Source organism: Enterococcus sp. AMC1086, assembly GCF_058216575.1.
The window spans coordinates 552,201-572,720 of the sequence record NZ_CM177100.1 but is presented as its reverse complement, the minus strand read 5'-3'; the positions used below and the strand labels follow the sequence as shown (position 1 = coordinate 572,720).

Below are 20,520 nucleotides of genomic sequence, written 5' to 3'. Positions count from 1 at the left end.
ATAATATAGTTATTATTATATTGTAAGGAGCATACTCATGATTATTGTACCCACTAAGAAAGCATTACCATTATTTAACGATTTTTCAGTATCAACAAATACGTCAAGTTCGAATGAACGTTCTTTCTTTTCTTGGCATGCTAATTACTTCACTTTAGATAGGAAGAAAATTTTAGTATTGGTTAATGACTTATCTTTTTCTCCGATTGTTCTAGCTGATATTAATGCAAAAAACAAACAACACCTTCCTACTTATATTAAGGAAGGCATTGAACATGTTTTTGGTTACAGCACTGATAAATCTTATCAAATAAAAAAATATTTTCTAAAAGCTGGTAGAATAGAAATTTCATATGCTTTCAATCGTTCTGTTATTAGTATCAATAACAATATGATTCAGCTGTTAAAATCTTATCCAGAAAATATTGATTTGGATTCAAAATTACAGCCTTCTGAAATGGAATTTCTTGCTAGAACACCTTACCGTAGTATGACTCCTGAATATTCATTTAGTACGGATGTTGTAAAAAAAGAGTTGGATAAGCTATAGTTTTTTATAGCTTATTCGGCTCTTCAACTTTAATTTTATCTTTTTTGACACAAATTACTTTTTCTTTTTACTAAACAATGCAAAAAAAACGGAATCATAAAAATTTACAATTGCTTCAATTAAATTTTCCATGTCAACTACTCCTTCTCACCCTTTTTGGGACACTATAAACTGAACTTATAAGTCAAATAACTAACAAGAATGTATAACCCATATAAACTACCGACTATAAGAACAGGGTAAAGAATATCTCTTATTCTAATTTCCCCCGACTTAATGGCGTTGTAACCTATAACAATTAATTGAACTAAGTATGCTAACATCGATATCAAGTTTAAAAAGTTCCATCTAATATTAAACCCCATACTTAAAATCAAACTGAGAACACTTACAATCCACCCAAAAAAGAAATATTTATATTTTAGTAATTTACTTATAAACTTTTCCATAAAAACATCCTCACCTAACTATTTGATCCATCCTTTTTGAGAAAACAAAGGATTTTTATTGAACTTCAAAATCATCTGTAATATAGGACATTCTATGATTATGAATTTCAAAAAAACCTTTCTGTGGAACATCTAAATATATTGATTCTTTATAGTCCAAACCTACTAGGCACCCTCTCAATACTCTCCCTAATAAGCCATGAGACATAACAATAATCGTTTCTTCTTTTGCTTGCTCAACAGTATTAATCCAACTTTTGCATCTTTTTATTACTTCTGTATAGTTTTCTCCATCGGGTGAACAAAAGTACCAATTGAACGCATCCACATCGGGCTCATTGTTTCTTACCTCTTGAACATTTTTACCATTCCAAGAACCTATGTTTACTTCCTCTAAGTCATTATCAAATGTAATATTAGCATTTGTTAGTCCTAACTCAGTCCTAATAATTTCAGCACTTGCTTTTGCTCGTCCTAAAGGGCTTGAATAAAATTTTATAGAATTTTATTCTTTTTCGATATCCAACTTGCGCTTAAGCAACATAGCATTTTCCCTTACCTGTCTTACACCTACCTCTGTTAGTGGAGAATCGAGAATGCCTTGATACTTACCTAGTTTGTTATACTCTGTTTCCCCATGTCTTAGTAAAAAAATTTTCTTATCTTTTAATAGCTTCATTATTTAATTTTTTTAAAGTAATTTATTTACTGAAAAAAAATTTTAATGTTAAAATAGCTTAAAATCATTTATTTTAATTTGAAACTTTAATTTTTTTTTTAGTACGAAGATTTATTTTTAAATTGCTATTAAAGAATCTTTATGTTAGGATTAAATTACTAATTAAAGGAGTGTTTAATATGAAAAAGAAATTATTTTTGGTTGCATGTCTATCAGTCTTTGGCTTGTTTGTAGGAGCTAGTTCAGTTACTGCAGAAGAAACAAACAACTTAACACAGGAGGTTTTTGGTAAAACTCCTCGAACATCTAAAATAATCCGTGAAATTGAATTAGATCCTGGAGAACAGATTGAATTTAAAATACCCACCTTTTGTTATAAATTAGACCAGAATTCTTATACGACAATGATGATCTTTAAGTTTAAAGCAGATAATCCAAACAACGATTTTTATTCGTTAAAAACTTATTACACGCATCCTAATCAGGACACTTACACAGTTGACTATATGCTAGACAACAAAGACAACTATGTCCATGAAACATATACAGATTTAACGTTTGTAGATACTATGGATTTCGATGAAGGTAAAGGGACGGAGACATTCCAACTCACCAATCTTTCAATTGTACCTATGAAATTTAAGATCGGTTATTCGTCTGATATATATGATACGTCAGCTGGTGAATCATCCAATTTTGGCAATATCAATTTCAAATTATAATAGTATAGAGAAGGAGGAAGCTCAACAGCTATCTCCTTTTTATGTTGTTCTGAAGCTTTACCCGGACTCTCCGAGCTGATTCTACTTTCGTTGAATCATATTCTTTTATTATAGAAAGTCCTTGAATCGACTATCACTTCTTTTCGTTTTATGTTACTCTGCCTACTGATTTTCTTTGAGAGTCTGGACATGTTGACGTTTTTACAAAAAAAGCAAAGTGTTAACATTTCATGCATTTGGTTTATTTTTGATCCTTTTTGGGTATCCCGTTTAGTCTTTTGTCTCAATGTTTCTTGAATTTATTAAATAAGCTGTATGTAAATCTTGTGAGTATTGAACGTAACCATCTGAATCGAAAGCTTCTTCCATTTCGTATTCTTCTGCTTCTAAATAGGCTAGTGCTTTTTCCTTAGTTTTGAATTTGCTAAATGTTGCATTCATACCATCCTTTTTAGGAAATTTTGTGTTTTATCCAAATTTTGAAATTAAAAAACTATTTTTTATTAAAATTGACACAATAGCCATGAAAGACCAAACATGACAACTATTTCTAAACCAACTTCAAACCACATATATTTCCTTTTTAGAAATGTATTGCCACTCTGATATTCTTTTGGCAGAGTAAGAGTCAATCCCAATCCGCATAAAAACAACATCGTATTGACTAGTATATAGCTGTTACGATGACTAGTATTAAATTCAGAACTGTTAAACATATAGTAAATATAGAAGGAAAGTAATAGCAATCGTATTACCTTTATCACTTTTATTTTTTTCATTGACATACTTTATTCTCCTTTACAATCCTTTTTGAGAATATTTGACAACCGTTGTTCAATAAAATCAATTTTTTCTATTTGTTCTTTTGTAGCAGGAATATAACTAAAATCATACTTATCTATTGCGTAAGTGCTTGTAAACATTTGATTAGTTGACTCCTCCAGAAATACTGAGGTAAGATTACCTAATGAATCTAAAGAACCCCAATTAGGTATGATCTTGTATATGTTGCCGTCTTTATAAAGGTAATCTCCTAATTCATGTTTTTTTGACATACATATTTTCCTCCACATTATTAATCTTTTTTGGTTAAAAGTATCAAAACGTTTCTTTTCTATCCTGATAAGTTTCCCACAAGAAATATACAAATGTTGTTCCCGTCCCTACAGCTAATCTTGCATATCTTGGTGGCAATGAAACAAAAGTTTTACTTTTCCCGTGACCGTCACCAAATGAATTTCTTAATTCTGCCATATTTTGTGTTATACTTGCCAAATTACCTAAGATTTTAGAAGCAATTTTACCAGCTTCTGTTTCTTTATTTTGACTATTTGCTGATAATCCCAGTTCTTTTAAAACTAATTTCATTAATGGCATCATTTCCAACTTTCCATCGTAATCAACTCTTAACTCATCTAAAATCGTTTTTGCGCACGACTCTAAGAGTTCCTTAGATTTTCCTATCGCAACATTTGGGTTTGATTCTATATTTTCTAACATTATACTAGCCTGCGAATCAATGTATTCTGAACTGAATTTGACTTTTATTTGATTATCATACTCTTTGACAATTCTTGAACCTTTAAGGGGTATTATTTTAAAAACTGGTCTACCACTCATTTGCTCCGTAGCAGCTAATTGAACAGAATCAAAAGTAAAAACTTTATTAATAGCTTCAATATATTTTTTCCACTCTGAATTTTTATCAATAACAACTGGGTGGAAAACTTCTTCAATAAATTTTATGAATATCGCATCATCTCCTCTGACGTTTAGTCGCTGATCATAAAATACCCAATTGCTTTCCCAATCATCATTCATTTTAGTATGTTGGAATATATCTCCAGTCATAGTTGGATATCTCGAATCAAAAGAAGGAAGTGCATCTAAATTGAAAATTCTGCTTAAAAAATCTATCTCATCTAATCTCCCGTGATAGTAAAATTCTCCTGATTCAAAAGCTTCATCTAGTATGTCTAGTACATCTCGCTTAGTCAGCTCAGAAAACATTTATAACTCCACACCCTTTTCTATATTGTTAAATTCAACTCAATATCATCCGCTATAAGTCGTCAGTGTTATATTCTGTATACCCTTCATAGTAGTAGCTGACATCAATTCCTTTCATATAGATTTCTCGATCATTCACTGAAGAAGTTAACGCTCCTTTAATTAAGTGACGGATCTCTAAATCATTTACAGGACTTCGTTCCATTGCGGATAAGTAATCTTCTTTATTAATCAAGTTCCAATCCACTACCTTTTTAAGCTCTTTCTTCAGTATTAAATCTAACCAGATTCTTGTACTGCGACCATTCCCTTCTCTAAATGGGTGTGCAACATTCATCTCTACATATTTCGCTATAATTTCATCAAGAGTGGATTGTGGCATCTGATCTATATGGGTTAAAGAAACTTCTAAATACATCACTGGAGAAAATCGAAAGTTTCCTTTTGAAATATTGACTGTTCTGACTCGACCAGCAAAAGCATAGATATCTGCAAATAAATAGTAGTGAATGGCAGATAATCCTTTGAATGTACCTACCTCTAACTTTTCAATATCGCCAGAATCATATAATGCTTTTGCCTTTGATTTACTTATTCTTTCTTCAACTCTTGCCAATTCAACTTGGTCGGTAATACCTAATTTATTCTCTAACATCGTTTTCCTCCTATCACATTCCACCAGAACCTATTCACAGCTAAAATTGAAATCCCCTTAGAATCGTTCTCTACTGACCTTTTTTACGTATTTCCAAGTATCTATATAGCGTTGTGGGACTCACACCTGACATTTCTTTGATTTCTTTCAGCGAATATTGTCTTGAATCGTACAGTTTCAACGCCTGTTGAATTTTTTTATCTGATTTTTTTGGACGTCCGCCCACACGACCTCTTGCTCTGGCACTTTTTAAGCCTTCTTTTGTTCGCTGAACAATTAGATCTCGTTCAAATTCTGCAAAAGCTTGAAATACCGTCAACATTAATTTACCTTGAGGGGTCGACGTATCAAATTTTTCTTTTGCGCCAATCACATTCACTTTTTTTTCAGAGAAGAATTCTACTAAGTCAATGAGATCTCTTGTACTACGTCCTAATCTGCTCCAGCTTTCAACAATAATTGTATCCCCTTCTCGAACATTTTCTTTCAATTTATTCAACTCTGGTCGACTTGCTTTCGTTCCTGTCATTTTCTCTGTATAAATTTTATCACATGAATATTTTTCCAGAATATCCAGCTGACGGTTCAGTTCTTGCGATTGAGTGGACACTCTCGCATAACCATATGTATATTTCATGAAATCACCTCACTTAATTGTACCATAAACGGTAATTATAGGTGTATAGATTTAAGTATAAGTTTGAGTATTTTCTTTCTAAAATAAAAATCCCTGCATAGAGAGATTTTAAAAATTTTTAATTATCATCCTTTTTGAAACTATAATTTTTTATCTAGCTACAGTGTGAGATCTAGCGGAGGATATGAATAAAAAAAACGAACTATCGACAATGTCAACCTCTGATCTGCCTTTTAAAAGTTGCACCCTATATGAATTTAGGTGGCAGCTTACATAGCAAAATAACTTCTATATACAATACTTGAACATCCCAAATTATATAAATACAATTTGTATTCTAATGTGTTTCGGCGAAAATATTTTTACTTTTTCATCCTAAAGAACGATTTACTCCAGATTCTACCCTTCTTTATGATTGAAATGGTGAATGATTTTAGGAATAACCACTCGTGTATATAACCAAATAATAATAAAAAAGGTACCAGGAAGTATCCAGACAGTAAATGATTTTATTGACTCATCAAGAATAAGCTCATTAACAATATAGGTTATATAACAACTACAGAAAAAGCATAATAACATATTTTTAATATAATTTATTTTTAATTTCAACTTTCGACTTACTTCTTCATTGTAATTCAACTCATAATTATCGGTATTTATTAGCAAGGTAATAAGTGTCCCAAAAACACCTAATTTCCCGGTTTTGTCAGCAAGTATGACTAAAAAAGACAATACAATAATTATAGGTAAAAATACCAGAATACCTTTTATCTCTCTTTTCATTTTACACACCTCTATCTATGTCATACAATTATAATATATAATGCAAATTTAATGAAATGGAGTGGGAATTTTGATTGCAAACTTTAGAGATTTAGGTGGACTTACTGGTTATAATAATCAGATTATAAAAACAGGAAAAATTTTTAGGAGTTCCCAATTGAGTGGATTATCAAAAGAAGAAATGGATGATTTAATCCAGCTAGACATTAAAACAATTGTTGATTTCAGAAACAAATCTGAAAGAGAGCAAAATCCTGACGATCCTATTCCTAATGCAACATACGTATCTATTGATGTTCTTGATAATTCCAACGATTTAAGTCCAGATATAACTACCATAATGAATAATGCCAATCAAATAAACAAGCTTATGGATACAATCTATGCAAGTTTTGTTACGTCTGAAACTGCCAATAAAGGATACAGCAAATTTTTAGAATTAATTTTAAGTGATGAAGGAACTCCGCTTGTCTTTCACTGTACTTTTGGTAAAGATAGAACAGGGTATGGTGCAGCCCTTATTTTAAAAATATTAGGCGTATCTGAAAAAGATATTTTATCTAATTATATAGACAGCAATCAGGAGCTCAAACAATTCAATCAAGGACTTTTAGATCAATTAAAAAAAGCATATGGATTCTCTGATGAAAACATTCAGGAAATTACCCCTCTTTTGCAAGTCAATAGTAGTTATTTAGAGCATACTTTTTTAACAATCAAAAATGAATATCAGGATTTTGATTCTTATTTAGAAAAAGCATTGGACTTCGATCAATCAAAATTAACTCTATTTAGGAAAAAATTTTTAGTTGATGAGTAAAAGAATGGTCTTACATTAGAATTTGTTCTCCTTTACTAAACTAAACAAGGACCTAGAGAAATTTCTCTCTAGGTCCTTGTTGAATTAGTATACCTTTTTAAATTTTTTCCAACGAGTTCTTGTTTTTTTATTAGATAGCCAACACCTGCTGATAAATCATGGAAAAATAGTTCATCCTTTTTCCAACAGGCTATGATAGTCTGCCCAAAGACTACTTGATTTGTGTTCAATCTTTTTCCTTACATCCTTGAAATTCTTCAATCGTTGAATGATTATGTGCACTAATACCTTCTCTGGTTATCGTTTTCACAACTGTCAAGCCGATAATTTTTAAATCATGAAAGAAAGACATATGGGTCACATAATGGACATCTAGTTTCAATCTTTCTTCCCAGCTTATAAGATTACGACCACTAATTTGCGCTAGTCCCGTTAATCCTGGTTTTACCAAGTGTCTTTTCTGTTGTTCCAAAGTATACAAAGGTAAGTATTTCACTAACAAGGGTCTAGGGCCTACGATCGACATGTCTCCTTTAAAAATGTTCACCAGCTCGGGTAATTCGTCCAAGCTAGTTGATCTCAAAAATGAACCAAATCGTGTTAATCGTAAATCGTCTGGAAGTAGTTCTCCTTTTTCATCCGTTGTATGGAGCATGGTTCGAAACTTGTACATTTTAAATACTTTTCCGTCTTTTCCTGGCCGAGCTTGGCAAAATAGCACTGGACCTCCGCCTGTTCCCCAGATTGATAGGTATATTAAAAGAAGCAATGGGCTGAGTACTACAAGAGCGATTCCTGAAAAAATCACATCCAAAAAGCGTTTTAAAACCCTGCGATACCAGTTAGTCTTGATCATTTTTTTCACTCCTTTTTTCTTTTTCAGCTATTTTTTATGATGTTCGTTACTTCTGCTTTAATCGTTTGAACTAAATTAGAAGGAATGAATTTCAACTTCTTTGCTCCACAAGATTCATTCTATTTTGGACGACAGCATTCTTGTGGCGTTATTTTTGTAAATTTTTCGTGAGCTTCTTTTGAACACGTGAAAGTTCGGCTTCTGGGATCAACTGATAGGAACCACCATCAATCATCGCTCCTTCTCCTTGCATAAAGTCGCCTTCAATATTTACTAATGCAGAGTGATAATTTTGCTCAATATCTCTCATTTCTTCCAAAGTCAGATTAGTTTGCATATTTTCACCTAGTACATTCAAAATAGATTGGTACTTGGTCACGTTGGATATATTTAACAGTTTCTTGCTTATTGCCTCCAAAACAATTCGTTGTCGCTCTTGACGGCCGTAATCTCCATGAGGATCTTCTTTTCTCATCCGTGTATATTGTAAGGCCTCGACTCCACCCATTTCTAACTCGCCTACAGGATAATCAAAGCCAGCATAAGAAAATGCAGTTGGATTCATGACAGTTACTCCATTTAATACATCAACTAAATCTGATATTCCTTTCATATTCATCCAAATATAATAATTTATTGGAATGTCCAAGAGATTTTCAGTAGTGTTCATAGCCATTGCTGGACCACCAAAAGCATAGGCATGATTAATTTTATCTGGAAAATCTTTACCTATAATTTCTGTATAGGTATCACGCGGAATGCTCATAAGTAATGTCTCTTTCTTTTGTTGATTCACTGTTGCTACCATCATTGTATCTGAACGTCCAACTTCTGTCCGACCGAAATCTCCTGTATCTATGCCCATAATCAAGACTGAAAACGGCTTACCATTTACAATTTCATCTTCACCGTGATCGAATGATGAAGCTACTCGCATTTCAATTGGCACATCGTTATGGATTGTTTTTGATGTCTTTTTAACATCTAAATAAACTTTGCCAAGGCATGCTGCAGCGCCAATTACAATAATAAGAAGAAGAAAAAGTAAATACCACAAAACTGTTACCCACCATTTTCTTTTTTTTCGCCCATCTCTTTTCTTTCTTTTCATATCAAGTATCTCCTATTCAGTATCTAGTCAAATAGCCAAAACTTCTTGCGTGAAATTGGACGATGACCTTTTACCACAATCTGTTCGCCCTTTAAAACCTTTTCCGCATTAGTTTGCAATTCTTGTACTTTTATCGCTCCTATAGTTTGTTCAATAAATGCATAGGATTCTTTCAAATAAAAATCCCGATCTTGCCGACGATGAGCATCTGAAGCAAGCGTATGGATCAAGTTGTGATCCAGCATTTTACGAGCTATTTTTTGAATCCCTTTCCCATAAACGCCTAAAATGCTTGGTGCTGTTAGCTGTGTCAATGCGCCCAATTCAATAAAGGGAATCAGCTTATTGGGATCTCTAATGAAACCAAGATTACATTCGGGATGAACAATAATGGGGGTCATTCCTTGCCTGATCACTTTTTCAATCAACGTCAACGCATAAAATGGGACTTCATGTCTAGGAAATTCTAATAGAAAGTAATGATTTTGGGGGTCGATCAATTGAATTTTATTTGTTTCTATCTGATGCATCAGTTTACCCGTTAAATGTACCTCTTGCCCTGCAAATAAGGTTACTGGAAGATTCTGTTTGTCTAATTCATGCTGTAGCTGTTGCACCTGAGGCACGATTATTGAACGCGTATTAGGATATCGTAAAGTGTAATGTGGCGTACAAACTATTTGAAAAATCCCATCTTCTACTGCTTTTTTTGCCATTTCAAGTGACTCTTCCATTGTTTTTGGGCCATCATCTATTCCGGGTAGAATATGGCAATGCAAATCAATCATTCGCGTTACTCTCCTTTTCTAATCGTATATTAGAATTTCTTTGAAACTAGGATACGAGTATTCAGTCCTTAAAAGTGCTAAATATTATATCAAGTGAAGTCTTCAAATTTTTAAACTAAATAGCTACTGTTTTACATCTGTCTGCCATTTGTTGTTTATCCAAACACTTTTTTGCCTTTACCGAAAGCTCTATTTATTAGCCAGCAATACCCAAGCTTGTTGATAAAATTCATCTTGCTTTTGTTTACTTTCGACCATCTTTTTGAGCGTCTTCGTATTTTCAGCAGAGACACCAGATTTTAATTGTGCATGTTCATTAATCGTTCCATTAGCGGAAACGGCATCTTGATACAAATTTGTAAGAGCTGCTAAAATATAACATTTATCGCTTGCTTCCTCTAACAGCTGAACTTGCTGTTCTTTTTCAGTACTATTTTCGATCTTATCTACTTTCACTCGTTGCTGGCTCAACTCTGCCATTGTCACATCAGGTTTTAGAAAAATTTGTTTTTCATCCTTAAATAACGATGAAACCGATGTATCTGATTTTTCTAGTTTCTGTGTTACCTGATTAGAAGAAAGAACCGTCTGATTTCTTTTTTTGCTATAAAAAAGACCGCTGCTAACCGTCACAACCATAAATAAAGCTGATAGTATTACCGAAATCTTTTTGTAATTGACTTTCTTTTTCTGCTTCTTTCTTGAATCTTTACGCCTATATGACATCACCAAAAACTCCTTTGTATTTTGCGTTTCTTTTACGCTGTATCTTATATCCTAATCCTCCATCTACATTTAGTTCATCGGGTGGCAGCTACTCATCTATTTTAGTTGCAAGAACAGACTCGTAAAGCTCTTTATAAGTAGCTGCGACTGCCGACCAAGTAAATTGATCAGCCTGATTTTTCGTGTTTAGCGATAGCGCATCGTAGTGCGCCAACACTTCAGATATTTTATTTGCAACATCAAGCGTTGAATGAGGATTCGCCGCATAACCAACAAGTCCATCTTCAAAAAGTCCATCAATTCCTTGATTTTTAGTGTAAATGATCGGAGTATTTTGAAGCACCGATTCTATATAAAATAAGCCAAATGTTTCTTGGTAAGAAACCATGATCGAAATATCTGCTGCTTGAATTTCTTGAAGCAATCCATACTTATCCTTTCTTGGAATGATTTTGACAAAATCAAAGGATTTTAATTGCTTTAGCAAACGTTTTTGCGTCTTCTCTTTAGAAACCCCACCTACAATACGATATTCAAACTCCAGTCCCTCATTCACTCGTAGCTGTTCTAAGGCCTTGCAAACTGTCAGTTGATTTTTATTTTTATTAATCCAGGCTGCCGTCAAAACGGTAATTTTACCACCTGTTTTCAGTTGCTTAGGTACAGATCTTTCGTCAAAATAAATAGGATCGATCCCGTTTGTTATTACTATTGATTTTGCTTCTAACCGTGCGCTTAAAGCTTCTGATACGTAATTTTCAAAAAGATTTTTTTTGAGTGTTGGTGAGAGAAAGACGATTTTTGAAGCGTGAAGCAATATATCAAGCCCCAATTTTCGTAAATGAACCATGTATTTAAAAAAAATATTGATATCTGTCCCTCTAACCGCAACAAGGTATGGAATCTTTTTTTTCTGATAAGCCTTATACGCTATGTAGCCATTGGAAAATAAGGTATGAGCGTGAATAATATCAGGTGTTTTTTCTTCTAAATAAACCATAAAGTCATTCAATGCTTTCCCATGTTTCGCATGGAAAAAGTAGCGATCCCACTTGTGATAGACTTGCCGCACATCCACATACTCATCATACTTAGTATCAGCTTGACTAAAAGGTGTATACATATAGACTCGTTGCCCCACATCTAATTGAGCCAGATTGTCCACAATTGATTTATAAATAGTATTGTTGTAACCAGAATTCACATGAATTATGTTCAAAATTGTAACCTCTTTCTATTAAATAATAACTATCAGTTTTTTTCTTGCTCGCGTATTGGTGAAAGTACTGGCTCCCAAATCGTTCCATCACTTTCTTTTTTGAATAACACGATAATCAGCTGAATAAGTAGTTTAACAATTGATGCAATCGAAAACGCCCAAGTAAAACCAATTAAGCCATTACGCTGACTTAGTACAATCGATAGCCCCCCATAAAAGAATAAATAAACAAGTTGAATCGCCAATTGGTAATGGATAGAATATTTTTTTAAAATAAATGGATGCAACACGCTATAAATCACGTTTAATAAGATACCAATCGTTACAATAGGAATTAACGGTTTTGCTCCTTGCGCATAATTAGGATATAATATTCCGACTAAAAAACTGGATACGGTCGTCAAGACAAAGTAACTTGGAACCACGATTCCTAGCATAATTCCATATAAAGTCAACAATTTTTTTCTGGCATATCCAGTTGTTTGGTTGGTCGTATAAGAAAGAAGCACGCTCGACATTGGTGTAATCACCATTGTCAAGATTTTTGAAAGAGAGGAAGCGGCATAATAGATCCCCATACTAGCTGCTCCTAGTAGTGGTGTGATAATAAAACGATCCAGATAATTTGCAACATTTGCAAGTCCATTAGCTGTGCTTAATGAAAAAAATTCGCGCCAAACGTTAGCATCTATTTTTTTGGAAAAAGTCGTAAAGCATTCAATAAGCAACCTATTTTTAGAATACAACTGATAGAGAAGCCCACAAATTTCTCCAGCTAGAAAAATCCAGACCCAGCTTGACGTTAAATAAAAAATCATAAAGCCAAGTAAATAACCGAAAACCAAGCAAAAGTTTAGACATAAAATTTTATTGTAGGTGAGAGAAATTCGATAATGGACCGTTGTATAAGCCCTTAGATTTGCCAAACCAGTAAATAAAATAAATAAGAAAACTGTCATCTGTGAAAAAGCAGATCCGTAATAGACACTTAATCCAGCTATAATGATCAGTGAAGCAACCATATTTAATTGACTCAACAGAGTAAAATTCACGTTATCATGTTGTTTGAGCATTCGAATATTGCCCAAAGTATTCCCAAAAAATAAAATGATCATATTATTCATTCCATACATTGTAATGATTTGCCCAAACATTTCATCTGATAATTGCCTTGAAAGGTAAGGGAAAACAAAGAGTTGAATCACCGTCATCACTAGCATCACTGAAAGTAAATTTAGTAGAATATCCTGCATAATACCTTTATATTTCTGTAATTTTGCTATCATCTAACGGATTCCTTTCATTATTTTTCCTTATCCCATATTTTCTTATTGCTCTGCTCATTCACTGCTTGCCCTTATTTACCATAGTCTGAGCAACATCTTTTCTAAAATTCTCAGAAACTAAAATATAGGACGGATCCAGAGCCAGTCTATTCATCAATGATTTTTATAAACGGTTTTACCTGTTAGTTTGATCCAAAATGCTTCTAGCCTATGTAATATCGATAGCACCGTGTAGTTTTTCATTTTCAAAACAGATATATAGACTTTTTCTTTAGGTTTTAGATAAACATAGTTCACTTTTTTCAAGCAAGTTTGATAGGGTTTTGACTGTAATAATTGCTTCAGTTGTTTTTTGTTCGCTGATGTTTTAGTCATCTTCCAAAAAAAGTCATAATAAATATGAATGCCAATTAATCGTTTAATGATCAAAGCCTCTTCATAGATGCTTGGTTTGTCAAATTTTTGATGAAACAGTTCGATTTCTCGATACGCCTTTTCAAATTCCTCAATAATATTCGGATTATATCGATTCGTTACACTATCACCGTTCTTTCGATAATGATGAACTACCGTATCAATGAACATGATTTTTTTGGCATACTCGATAAAATATAGGTTAAAAAGGTTATCTTCCATTCGTATCAGCTGTTCATTAAAGAACAATTCATGTTCGATCACTACCGATCGCCGATACAATTTCCCATGATTTCCTGATGCTAAAAATTGTGGGTAATAGTCGGTAAAGCCTTTCCCATATAATTGCAGTTGTAAGCTTTGCCGTTGTTTTTTTGTGAACAGCTCATTAGGCTTGTCCCAAAATTTATTTTCAATTTGTCTGTTGGGAAAATGAATCATCATCGAAAATAAAAGACAATCGAGTGTTGGATTTTGATTGATCGTGGCACACATGCTCTCAATAGCCTCTAGTTCCAACCAATCATCTGCATCAAGAAAACATAAGAATTCACCTTTTGCTTTTTTAATTCCTAAATTTCGAGCAGTTGAAACACCACCATTTTCCTGATGATAAGCAAAACAATTGGTGTACCTAGCTGCAAATTGTTCACAGATTTCCCCTGCTTCATCCTGATAATCATTGTCATCAATTAACAAGATCTCAAAGGATAATGGATCAGCTGTTTGTTCAACTAAACTAGTGAGACATTCAATCAGATAAACTTTAGGTGTTTTATAAATAGGAACAATAATACTGACTATCGGTGAAACACTCACAAAAAATTCTCCTTTCCATGGCTTCTTTCTCTGTAATACAGCGAGAATTAAAACATATATAATTCTTTAGTTATCTAAAAATTTTTTAATACTTGTCACGACTCGGTTCAAATCCGCCTCTGTTGATTTTGTATCTGAAGGAAGGCATACACCCGAGCGAAATAGTGCTTCTGACACCTCACCGCCAAATACTTCATACCCAGAAAAAACTGGTTGTAAATGCATTGGTTTCCATATCGGTCGTGCTTCGATTCCTTCTTGCTCTAATGCTTCAATTAAAGGGAACGGAGACTTTCCATCGTTAAAATAAAAACAGCTCAACCAATAATTAGCATCTGCCCATTCATTCTCAGGCATAAAAGTTATTTCTGAATAGCCTTGTAACTGTTCTTTATAAAAGGCATAAATGGCTTTTTTCTTTTCCACTCGCGCACTTAACACTTTCAATTGACCACGACCAATGCCTGCAAGGACATTACTTAGGCGATAATTGTGTCCTACTTCACTATGCTGATAATGACGTGCTTCATCTCTAGCTTGAGTCGCCCAAAAGCGAACTTTTTCCATTCGCTCTTTATCATGACCTACGAGCATTCCTCCACCAGAAGTTGTTATAATTTTATTGCCATTAAATGAATAGATACCGTAATCACCAAGCGTTCCAGTTGCTTGTTCTTTATAGTAGCTACTTAAAGATTCCGCAGCATCTTCAATCAATACAACATCAAACTCTTGACACAGTGCCGCAATTTCTTGCATTTTTGCGGGTAAGCCATATAAATGAACGACCACGACGGCTTTCACACAAGGATACTTTTCTAAAGCTCTTCTTAAAAGGGATGGATCCATATTCCAACTATCCCAATCACTATCAATAAAAACGGGTGTTGCCCCTTGATAAATAATGGGGTTTACACTTGCCACAAAGGTAAGACTCTGGCATAACACAATATCTCCGACTCCCACCTCTGCGGCTTTTAATGCCATCTGTATCGCTGCAGTTCCTGATGAAAGTGCCACCGCATAATCTATATTTATTTCTTTTGCCAATTCTTTTTCAAACCCATCGACATTTTCACCTAAAGGCGCAATCCAGTTTGTTTCAAAGGCTTGTTTCACATAGTCTTGCTCATACCCCTCTTCACTCATATGTGGCGAGGATAATAAAATTTTCTTTTGCACTATTTTTTCTCCTTTCCAGTATCCAATATTTCTCCAATCACTACTTTGAATCTAAACACGCTGGTTCGTTTGTGTATTTACTGAGATAGAAATAAGCAAATAAAATGAAAACAAACAAGCCATGCGTTACTAAGAAAACAGACAAAAAGGCGGTATTCGTCAAATAAATATAGACGAAAACAATACCAAAGAATTGGGGTTGAACGTCCAAACTATTGAGATACGCAAAAAGCAGGACAATAAACAAGACAATCATGACCACGCCAAACATACCAAAACCCACATACCCTTCAGTGATAATACCTGCATTCGCATTGATATCTTTACCCATCACAGCATTTCCTAAAAAAATAGACAACGGAGTTCCTCCCAGCATGTCTTCAGTTAAGCCTAATCCAAGTGGGGAATGAGAGTAATAGGTATAATTATCTGTGAAATATTGGACATAGAGATTATTTAGATATGCGGGGACAAAAAAGACACGACGTGTAAACATATCAATGATCGTAATATTATCTGTAAAATAATAGATAATGAATCCAAACCAACCCACGACAGCCATCATCGCTGTCCAGATTTTTTGCTTAAACCAATAGTCGCCTGCATAAAATAGAAAAACTGCCAATAATCCCATAAAAACACTTTTTACTGCACCACAAAGATAGATGAATAAAATAAGGACGATTCCCAAAATAACATATCTGTATTTTTTTAACTCCATTGATTTTACGATGATATAGGGAATAAAAATACGAGACAAAGGGATAATCAAGTAGCCTACAATCGGTACCTTATTTGCTTTAAAGACTGCTCGTGTATCATAGACATCAATAAACAATAGATTTTTGAAATTTATGTACTTAAACGAAGCTAAGAAAATCGGAATGAACATGAGAATCGAGAGGATCACAAGTAACTTTAAACTATCCCCTTTAATTCGGTGAGGGATTAACTTTATTTGTCCAACTGAACCAAGGGGCAGTAAAATCAAGAGCAGAGAAATACCTATTAGAATTTTAAAATTTCCCTCAACGGTATATTGATAATAAATCGACTCTCCCACAAAAAACATGTAAAAAAAGATCCACCAAACTAAAGACATAAAAGGATTACGGATAGTAACACCCAAAATCAAAAAAATGAACGTTAAAAAGCTAATGATCACTACTTTATTTAACGAAAATACAGCTGAAAAACCCATGTAGTCAAACAGAGGACAAATAGCATAGCAATAACTAATATTGAATCCGATAATGATAAACACATGGATCATTATCGTTATACATTTTTTTAACATTTAAGCTGCTCCTCATAACTAGCTAGGCATTTCTGTCTACACTGATTTCAAAATTTTTTTATCAGAAAATATTCATCCGTTCATCTCATCCGCTTGATTCAAACTCTTCATGGATAGACATCGTTTTATCAAACAAGCTTTACACAAGGAACTGCTCCAAAACTGTTTGGCTAAGTTCCTAACTGTCTGAATGAAATACGACCGAATGATTTTTATAAATTCCAATAATGGAAATCACCTTGATTTTCTTTATAGATTCCTTTTACATCGACTAATACGCCTGATGGTTCTGCAAAAAATTGTTGCAGATCTTTTGACTGGAATTCACGATATACATCATGTCCGATCGCCACAATAAGACAATCTAACTCTCTTACTTCTGTTTCTGGTGTTAGCGTGATTCCATATTCTCTAGAGACTTCTGCTTGATCAGCCCAACAATCTGAAACCAAGATTTGTTCCACCCCATAGCTTTGTAAATGGGTGATGATGTCGACTACTTTCGTGTTACGGATATCTGGACAGTTTTCTTTAAAGGTCAATCCTAAAACCCCGATACGGGCTTTTTTTACGGAACAGTCCTTTTGAATCAAGCCTTTGATCGCAGCCTCTGCAATAAATTCTCCCATCCCATCATTCACTTTTCTTCCAGCAGCAATAATTTGACTATGATACCCTAATTTTTCAGCTTCTGAAATGAAATAATAAGGATCCACTCCAATACAATGTCCGCCAACTAAGCCAGGATAAAAAGTTAATGCATTCCATTTTGTGGCCATTGCTGCCAGTACATCATTTGTATCAATACTCATTTTGTCAAAGACCATCGCCAATTCATTCATAAAAGCAATATTGATATCTCTTTGACTATTTTCTACTACTTTCGCAGCTTCGGCGACCTTGATTGACGGAGCACGATGAACTCCAGCAGCAATCACTAATTCGTAAACATTAGCAATCGTATCTAATGTTTCATCATCACAACCAGAAACAATTTTTACAATCGAGTCCAACGTATGAACTTTATCCCCTGGATTAATTCGCTCTGGTGAATACCCCACAAAGAAATCCTTACCACAGATTAAATTAGATTTGGTTTCTAGAATGGGAATACAGATATCTTCTGTCGCTCCTGGGTAAACGGTCGATTCAAAAACTACGATATCACCTTTTTTTATGGCACATCCTAAAAGCTCGCAAGCTGATTTAATTGGAGTCAAGTCTGGATTTTTATCTACTGTAACAGGAGTTGGCACTGCAACAATATGAAATGAGGCCTTTTTTATATCTTTTTCATCGTTAGTAAAATGAATGGATGCAGCAGCAATGGCTGCTGCTCCAACTTCTTTTGTAGGGTCTATTCCGGAAAGATACTGTGCCACTTTCTCTTGATTTGTATCAAATCCAATAACATGTAACTTTTTTGAGAATGCGACAGCAAGAGGCATCCCTACATAGCCTAATCCAATAATTGAAATTGCCGTTTCATTTTCAATTAAATTTTTGTATGACGACATTTATTTCACTCCTATTAATTTTTATTCATACTATTTTCTGAACCTAGATTGACAATTCCCTTTAAACCTTCTAGGAACTGTTCATTCGTTTTTTGCCCATTAAAAAATAACTGATAGGCCTTAGCAGCAGCCTTTTTCTCTTGTTCCAATTGTGTATAATTGGTAAAATAGCCTTCAATTTCACGCGCCAATTGAGTCGAATCTTGATAATAACGGCCACACTGATGATCGGTCACGAATTTTTCCATCTCCCCTTCAACAGCTGTTAAGATTGGCAATGAAAAATACAAGTATTCACCAAATTTTGTTGGCGTATTCAGGCGAAAATTCATGCTATTGCGATAAGGGGCAATTCCTAAAGATGACGCTTGAAGTAAAGAAAAAACTTCTGTTTGTTCCACCCAGCCAGGAAAAATAACATTTTCAGGTGCCTCTTTCTTCAACCTTTCTAAATTTTCACCACCTCCGCACAAGACAAATTTAACTTGCTTCATGTGCGCTAACTTTTTGGCAGCTTGTATGATCGGTGTAAAATCGAATTGTCGGCCAAAGTTCCCTGTAAACGCCACAATAAACTCTTCTGTTTCTAAGCCCATTGGCGTCCAGTGCTTTTGAAAAATGGTTTGATTGTCTTGCAATTTGGCGTATTCTGGATACCCCATCCTCACCACTTGATCTTGACTAGTCTGTTTACGCTTGGCTAAGCTCAAACCATAATCTAAAAAACCTTGAGACAGCGCTACTAACCCAGCGGCTCCTTGATAGACACTTCGTACTTTCTTCTCAACTAACCAACGATGCACTTCTCCTATTGGCTTAAGTGGTTTTGGCATCACCTCTGAAAAAATAGCTGGCCACAAATCTCTAATGTCAATCACGTAAGGAATCTGCCACTCTCTTAACACTTTAGAGACTTCACAGAGTACCTCTAAAGGAGTGCTTCCAAGAACTACAATATCTGGTCTTTCTTTTTCTTGCTGGATTGCTTGAACGAATTTTTTAGCCGCTTCACGATGATATAGAATCCGAGCAAGAGACACATTTTTTTGATAACCTTTCACTTTCACCACAGATAATTGAAAATGATCATTTATCTCATATTTCACATGCTCTTCAGTCGTTCTTTGAATTTTCTGATAATGATCAAATGAGACTGAAAATAAATGCATATCTATACCTTGTGCTGAAGCATACAGCGCAAAATTCCCCATTCTCCTTAAACGTGTTTTGCTTTGCGGAAGAGGCAATGGCTCTCCTACATTAAAAATCCAGACTTTCATAGCTTCTCCTCAATTATTCCGATAGTTGTTTGTTGAAATGTATGTTTTTCTTTTTCCAATAAATCTGGAAGTGGCTGAGGTCTCTTTGACTTATGGAGCAATCTTGCTGGAACACCGACTGCTTTGCTGTTCACTTCAAGATCACGAATCACGACTGTTCCAGCGCCTGTAGTTACGTGGCTGGCAATTCGAATATTCTGAATGATTTGGGTTCCCATTCCTAAAGCTATATGATTTCTTAGTTGTACATACCCAGCTAATAAACAATTAGGAAAAAGCATATTGTACGAACCTAGCTGAACATCATGACCAATAGCACAGTTTAAATTGATCACATTAAAATCTTTAATTTCAATATCACCAGTCATTGTCACATGAGGCATCACAATATTGCCTTCCCCCATCTTCACATTAAAACCTGTCAGGACACTTGAATCCTTAATAGTAGGAAACGATAAAAATGGATTTTTTCGCAATCGTTCAACTATTCTTTGCCGCTGCTTTCCATCCGCAATTGCTACTGCCACCGCTAAAGGACGTTGCCACTTTTGTAAATATGATAAATTTCCAATCACAGGAAATCCAACGATTGTTTGCCCTTGTTTGGCTGAACTCTCATCGACAAATCCAACGATTTGATACTCTTCAATGTGACGTACTAGGAATGCCACTTCCTTACCTAATCCACCAGCACCGACAATCACAAGCTCTTTCAAT

The 20,520-nt window shown here is 34.3% G+C and carries 21 protein-coding genes and 1 pseudogene; 3 read left to right on the top strand and 19 right to left on the bottom strand.

Features of this window, described 5'->3' with window-relative positions; translation table 11 throughout:
* Nucleotides 1–37: 37 nt before the first annotated feature.
* A complete protein-coding gene (locus tag AC4BC4_RS02785) occupies nt 38–550 on the top strand; it encodes a DUF6933 domain-containing protein (protein WP_438757309.1) in 513 nt (170 codons plus the stop codon).
* A gap of 504 nt (nt 551–1,054) precedes the next feature.
* Here the strand turns inward: AC4BC4_RS02785 and AC4BC4_RS02780 are convergent.
* Nucleotides 1,055–1,678: pseudogene (locus tag AC4BC4_RS02780) on the bottom strand (histidine phosphatase family protein).
* 179 nt (nt 1,679–1,857) lie between these two features.
* Between AC4BC4_RS02780 and AC4BC4_RS02775 the strand changes: the two are divergent.
* On the top strand, nt 1,858–2,400 hold the full coding sequence (locus AC4BC4_RS02775; RefSeq protein WP_438757311.1) for a hypothetical protein: 543 nt from the start codon (nt 1,858–1,860) through the stop codon (nt 2,398–2,400).
* Between the two features lie 270 nt (nt 2,401–2,670).
* Here AC4BC4_RS02775 and AC4BC4_RS02770 read toward each other — a convergent pair whose 3' ends face one another.
* From AC4BC4_RS02770 to AC4BC4_RS02745, 6 genes are all read right to left on the bottom strand, one after another.
* Nucleotides 2,671–2,841 carry a hypothetical protein gene (locus AC4BC4_RS02770; protein WP_438757313.1) on the bottom strand — a complete coding sequence of 57 codons (171 nt, stop codon included), beginning with the start codon at nt 2,839–2,841 and terminating at the stop codon, nt 2,671–2,673.
* Between the two features lie 347 nt (nt 2,842–3,188).
* Nucleotides 3,189–3,455, bottom strand: a complete 267-nt coding sequence (locus tag AC4BC4_RS02765) for a hypothetical protein (RefSeq protein ID WP_490476705.1) — start codon at nt 3,453–3,455, stop codon at nt 3,189–3,191.
* Between the two features lie 43 nt (nt 3,456–3,498).
* Complete coding sequence (locus tag AC4BC4_RS02760; protein WP_490476704.1) at nt 3,499–4,410, bottom strand: abortive infection family protein; 912 nt, start codon at nt 4,408–4,410, stop codon at nt 3,499–3,501.
* Nucleotides 4,411–4,462: 52 nt separating this feature from the next.
* Nucleotides 4,463–5,065, bottom strand: a complete 603-nt coding sequence (gene fic, locus AC4BC4_RS02755; protein ID WP_490476703.1) for a protein adenylyltransferase Fic — start codon at nt 5,063–5,065, stop codon at nt 4,463–4,465.
* A gap of 70 nt (nt 5,066–5,135) precedes the next feature.
* Nucleotides 5,136–5,702 carry a recombinase family protein gene (locus tag AC4BC4_RS02750; RefSeq protein ID WP_490476702.1) on the bottom strand — a complete coding sequence of 189 codons (567 nt, stop codon included), beginning with the start codon at nt 5,700–5,702 and terminating at the stop codon, nt 5,136–5,138.
* 399 nt (nt 5,703–6,101) lie between these two features.
* A complete protein-coding gene (locus AC4BC4_RS02745) occupies nt 6,102–6,488 on the bottom strand; it encodes a hypothetical protein (protein ID WP_490476701.1) in 387 nt (128 codons plus the stop codon).
* Between the two features lie 70 nt (nt 6,489–6,558).
* On the opposite strand from AC4BC4_RS02745, the gene AC4BC4_RS02740 reads away from it, so the two are divergent.
* Nucleotides 6,559–7,308 (top strand): tyrosine-protein phosphatase, encoded by a 750-nt coding sequence (locus AC4BC4_RS02740; protein ID WP_438757341.1) that lies wholly within the window; start codon nt 6,559–6,561, stop codon nt 7,306–7,308.
* Nucleotides 7,309–7,534: 226 nt separating this feature from the next.
* On the opposite strand, the gene AC4BC4_RS02735 is transcribed toward AC4BC4_RS02740, so the two are convergent.
* From AC4BC4_RS02735 to AC4BC4_RS02680, 12 genes are all read right to left on the bottom strand, one after another.
* The gene (locus AC4BC4_RS02735) at nt 7,535–8,164 is read right to left on the bottom strand and encodes a sugar transferase (RefSeq protein WP_490476700.1); all 630 of its coding nucleotides are present in this window, start codon (nt 8,162–8,164) and stop codon (nt 7,535–7,537) included.
* 148 nt (nt 8,165–8,312) lie between these two features.
* Nucleotides 8,313–9,275 carry an LCP family glycopolymer transferase gene (locus tag AC4BC4_RS02730; protein ID WP_490476699.1) on the bottom strand — a complete coding sequence of 321 codons (963 nt, stop codon included), beginning with the start codon at nt 9,273–9,275 and terminating at the stop codon, nt 8,313–8,315.
* 23 nt (nt 9,276–9,298) lie between these two features.
* The gene (locus tag AC4BC4_RS02725; protein WP_490476698.1) at nt 9,299–10,063 is read right to left on the bottom strand and encodes a tyrosine-protein phosphatase; all 765 of its coding nucleotides are present in this window, start codon (nt 10,061–10,063) and stop codon (nt 9,299–9,301) included.
* Nucleotides 10,064–10,252: 189 nt separating this feature from the next.
* On the bottom strand, nt 10,253–10,789 hold the full coding sequence (locus AC4BC4_RS02720) for a hypothetical protein (RefSeq protein WP_490476697.1): 537 nt from the start codon (nt 10,787–10,789) through the stop codon (nt 10,253–10,255).
* Between the two features lie 88 nt (nt 10,790–10,877).
* Entirely contained in the window at nt 10,878–12,008 is a 1,131-nt protein-coding gene (locus tag AC4BC4_RS02715) for a glycosyltransferase family 4 protein (protein WP_490476696.1), read from the bottom strand.
* Nucleotides 12,009–12,040: 32 nt separating this feature from the next.
* The gene (locus AC4BC4_RS02710) at nt 12,041–13,294 is read right to left on the bottom strand and encodes a lipopolysaccharide biosynthesis protein (RefSeq protein ID WP_490476695.1); all 1,254 of its coding nucleotides are present in this window, start codon (nt 13,292–13,294) and stop codon (nt 12,041–12,043) included.
* A 153-nt stretch (nt 13,295–13,447) separates the two neighbouring features.
* Entirely contained in the window at nt 13,448–14,527 is a 1,080-nt protein-coding gene (locus AC4BC4_RS02705) for a glycosyltransferase family 2 protein (protein ID WP_490476694.1), read from the bottom strand.
* Nucleotides 14,528–14,593: 66 nt separating this feature from the next.
* Entirely contained in the window at nt 14,594–15,712 is a 1,119-nt protein-coding gene (locus tag AC4BC4_RS02700; RefSeq protein ID WP_490477339.1) for a DegT/DnrJ/EryC1/StrS family aminotransferase, read from the bottom strand.
* A gap of 37 nt (nt 15,713–15,749) precedes the next feature.
* Nucleotides 15,750–17,006 carry a hypothetical protein gene (locus AC4BC4_RS02695; protein ID WP_490476693.1) on the bottom strand — a complete coding sequence of 419 codons (1,257 nt, stop codon included), beginning with the start codon at nt 17,004–17,006 and terminating at the stop codon, nt 15,750–15,752.
* Between the two features lie 212 nt (nt 17,007–17,218).
* Nucleotides 17,219–18,523: a nucleotide sugar dehydrogenase gene (locus tag AC4BC4_RS02690; protein WP_490476692.1), complete on the bottom strand. Its 1,305-nt coding sequence runs from the start codon at nt 18,521–18,523 to the stop codon at nt 17,219–17,221.
* A 14-nt stretch (nt 18,524–18,537) separates the two neighbouring features.
* A complete protein-coding gene (locus tag AC4BC4_RS02685) occupies nt 18,538–19,803 on the bottom strand; it encodes a glycosyltransferase family 4 protein (protein ID WP_490476691.1) in 1,266 nt (421 codons plus the stop codon).
* On the bottom strand, nt 19,800–20,519 hold the full coding sequence (locus AC4BC4_RS02680; protein ID WP_490476690.1) for an acetyltransferase: 720 nt from the start codon (nt 20,517–20,519) through the stop codon (nt 19,800–19,802). The genes AC4BC4_RS02685 and AC4BC4_RS02680 overlap by 4 nt, the downstream gene beginning before the upstream one ends.
* Nucleotide 20,520 lies beyond the last annotated feature (1 nt).

Excerpts from the sequence above, each read along its gene's own strand:
- AC4BC4_RS02720 (WP_490476697.1), bottom strand. The coding sequence starts at position 10,789 with ATGTCATATAGGCGTAAAGATTCAAGAAAGAAGCAGAAAAAGAAAGTC.
- AC4BC4_RS02685 (WP_490476691.1), bottom strand. The coding sequence starts at position 19,803 with ATGAAAGTCTGGATTTTTAATGTAGGAGAGCCATTGCCTCTTCCGCAA.
- AC4BC4_RS02750 (WP_490476702.1), bottom strand. The coding sequence starts at position 5,702 with ATGAAATATACATATGGTTATGCGAGAGTGTCCACTCAATCGCAAGAA.
- AC4BC4_RS02735 (WP_490476700.1), bottom strand. The coding sequence starts at position 8,164 with ATGATCAAGACTAACTGGTATCGCAGGGTTTTAAAACGCTTTTTGGAT.
- fic (WP_490476703.1), bottom strand. The coding sequence starts at position 5,065 with ATGTTAGAGAATAAATTAGGTATTACCGACCAAGTTGAATTGGCAAGA.
- AC4BC4_RS02765 (WP_490476705.1), bottom strand. The coding sequence starts at position 3,455 with ATGTCAAAAAAACATGAATTAGGAGATTACCTTTATAAAGACGGCAAC.
- AC4BC4_RS02690 (WP_490476692.1), bottom strand. The coding sequence starts at position 18,523 with ATGTCGTCATACAAAAATTTAATTGAAAATGAAACGGCAATTTCAATT.
- AC4BC4_RS02730 (WP_490476699.1), bottom strand. The coding sequence starts at position 9,275 with ATGAAAAGAAAGAAAAGAGATGGGCGAAAAAAAAGAAAATGGTGGGTA.
- AC4BC4_RS02710 (WP_490476695.1), bottom strand. The coding sequence starts at position 13,294 with ATGATAGCAAAATTACAGAAATATAAAGGTATTATGCAGGATATTCTA.
- AC4BC4_RS02785 (WP_438757309.1), top strand. The coding sequence starts at position 38 with ATGATTATTGTACCCACTAAGAAAGCATTACCATTATTTAACGATTTT.
- AC4BC4_RS02760 (WP_490476704.1), bottom strand. The coding sequence starts at position 4,410 with ATGTTTTCTGAGCTGACTAAGCGAGATGTACTAGACATACTAGATGAA.
- AC4BC4_RS02695 (WP_490476693.1), bottom strand. The coding sequence starts at position 17,006 with ATGTTAAAAAAATGTATAACGATAATGATCCATGTGTTTATCATTATC.
- AC4BC4_RS02775 (WP_438757311.1), top strand. The coding sequence starts at position 1,858 with ATGAAAAAGAAATTATTTTTGGTTGCATGTCTATCAGTCTTTGGCTTG.
- AC4BC4_RS02770 (WP_438757313.1), bottom strand. The coding sequence starts at position 2,841 with ATGAATGCAACATTTAGCAAATTCAAAACTAAGGAAAAAGCACTAGCC.
- AC4BC4_RS02745 (WP_490476701.1), bottom strand. The coding sequence starts at position 6,488 with ATGAAAAGAGAGATAAAAGGTATTCTGGTATTTTTACCTATAATTATT.
- AC4BC4_RS02725 (WP_490476698.1), bottom strand. The coding sequence starts at position 10,063 with ATGATTGATTTGCATTGCCATATTCTACCCGGAATAGATGATGGCCCA.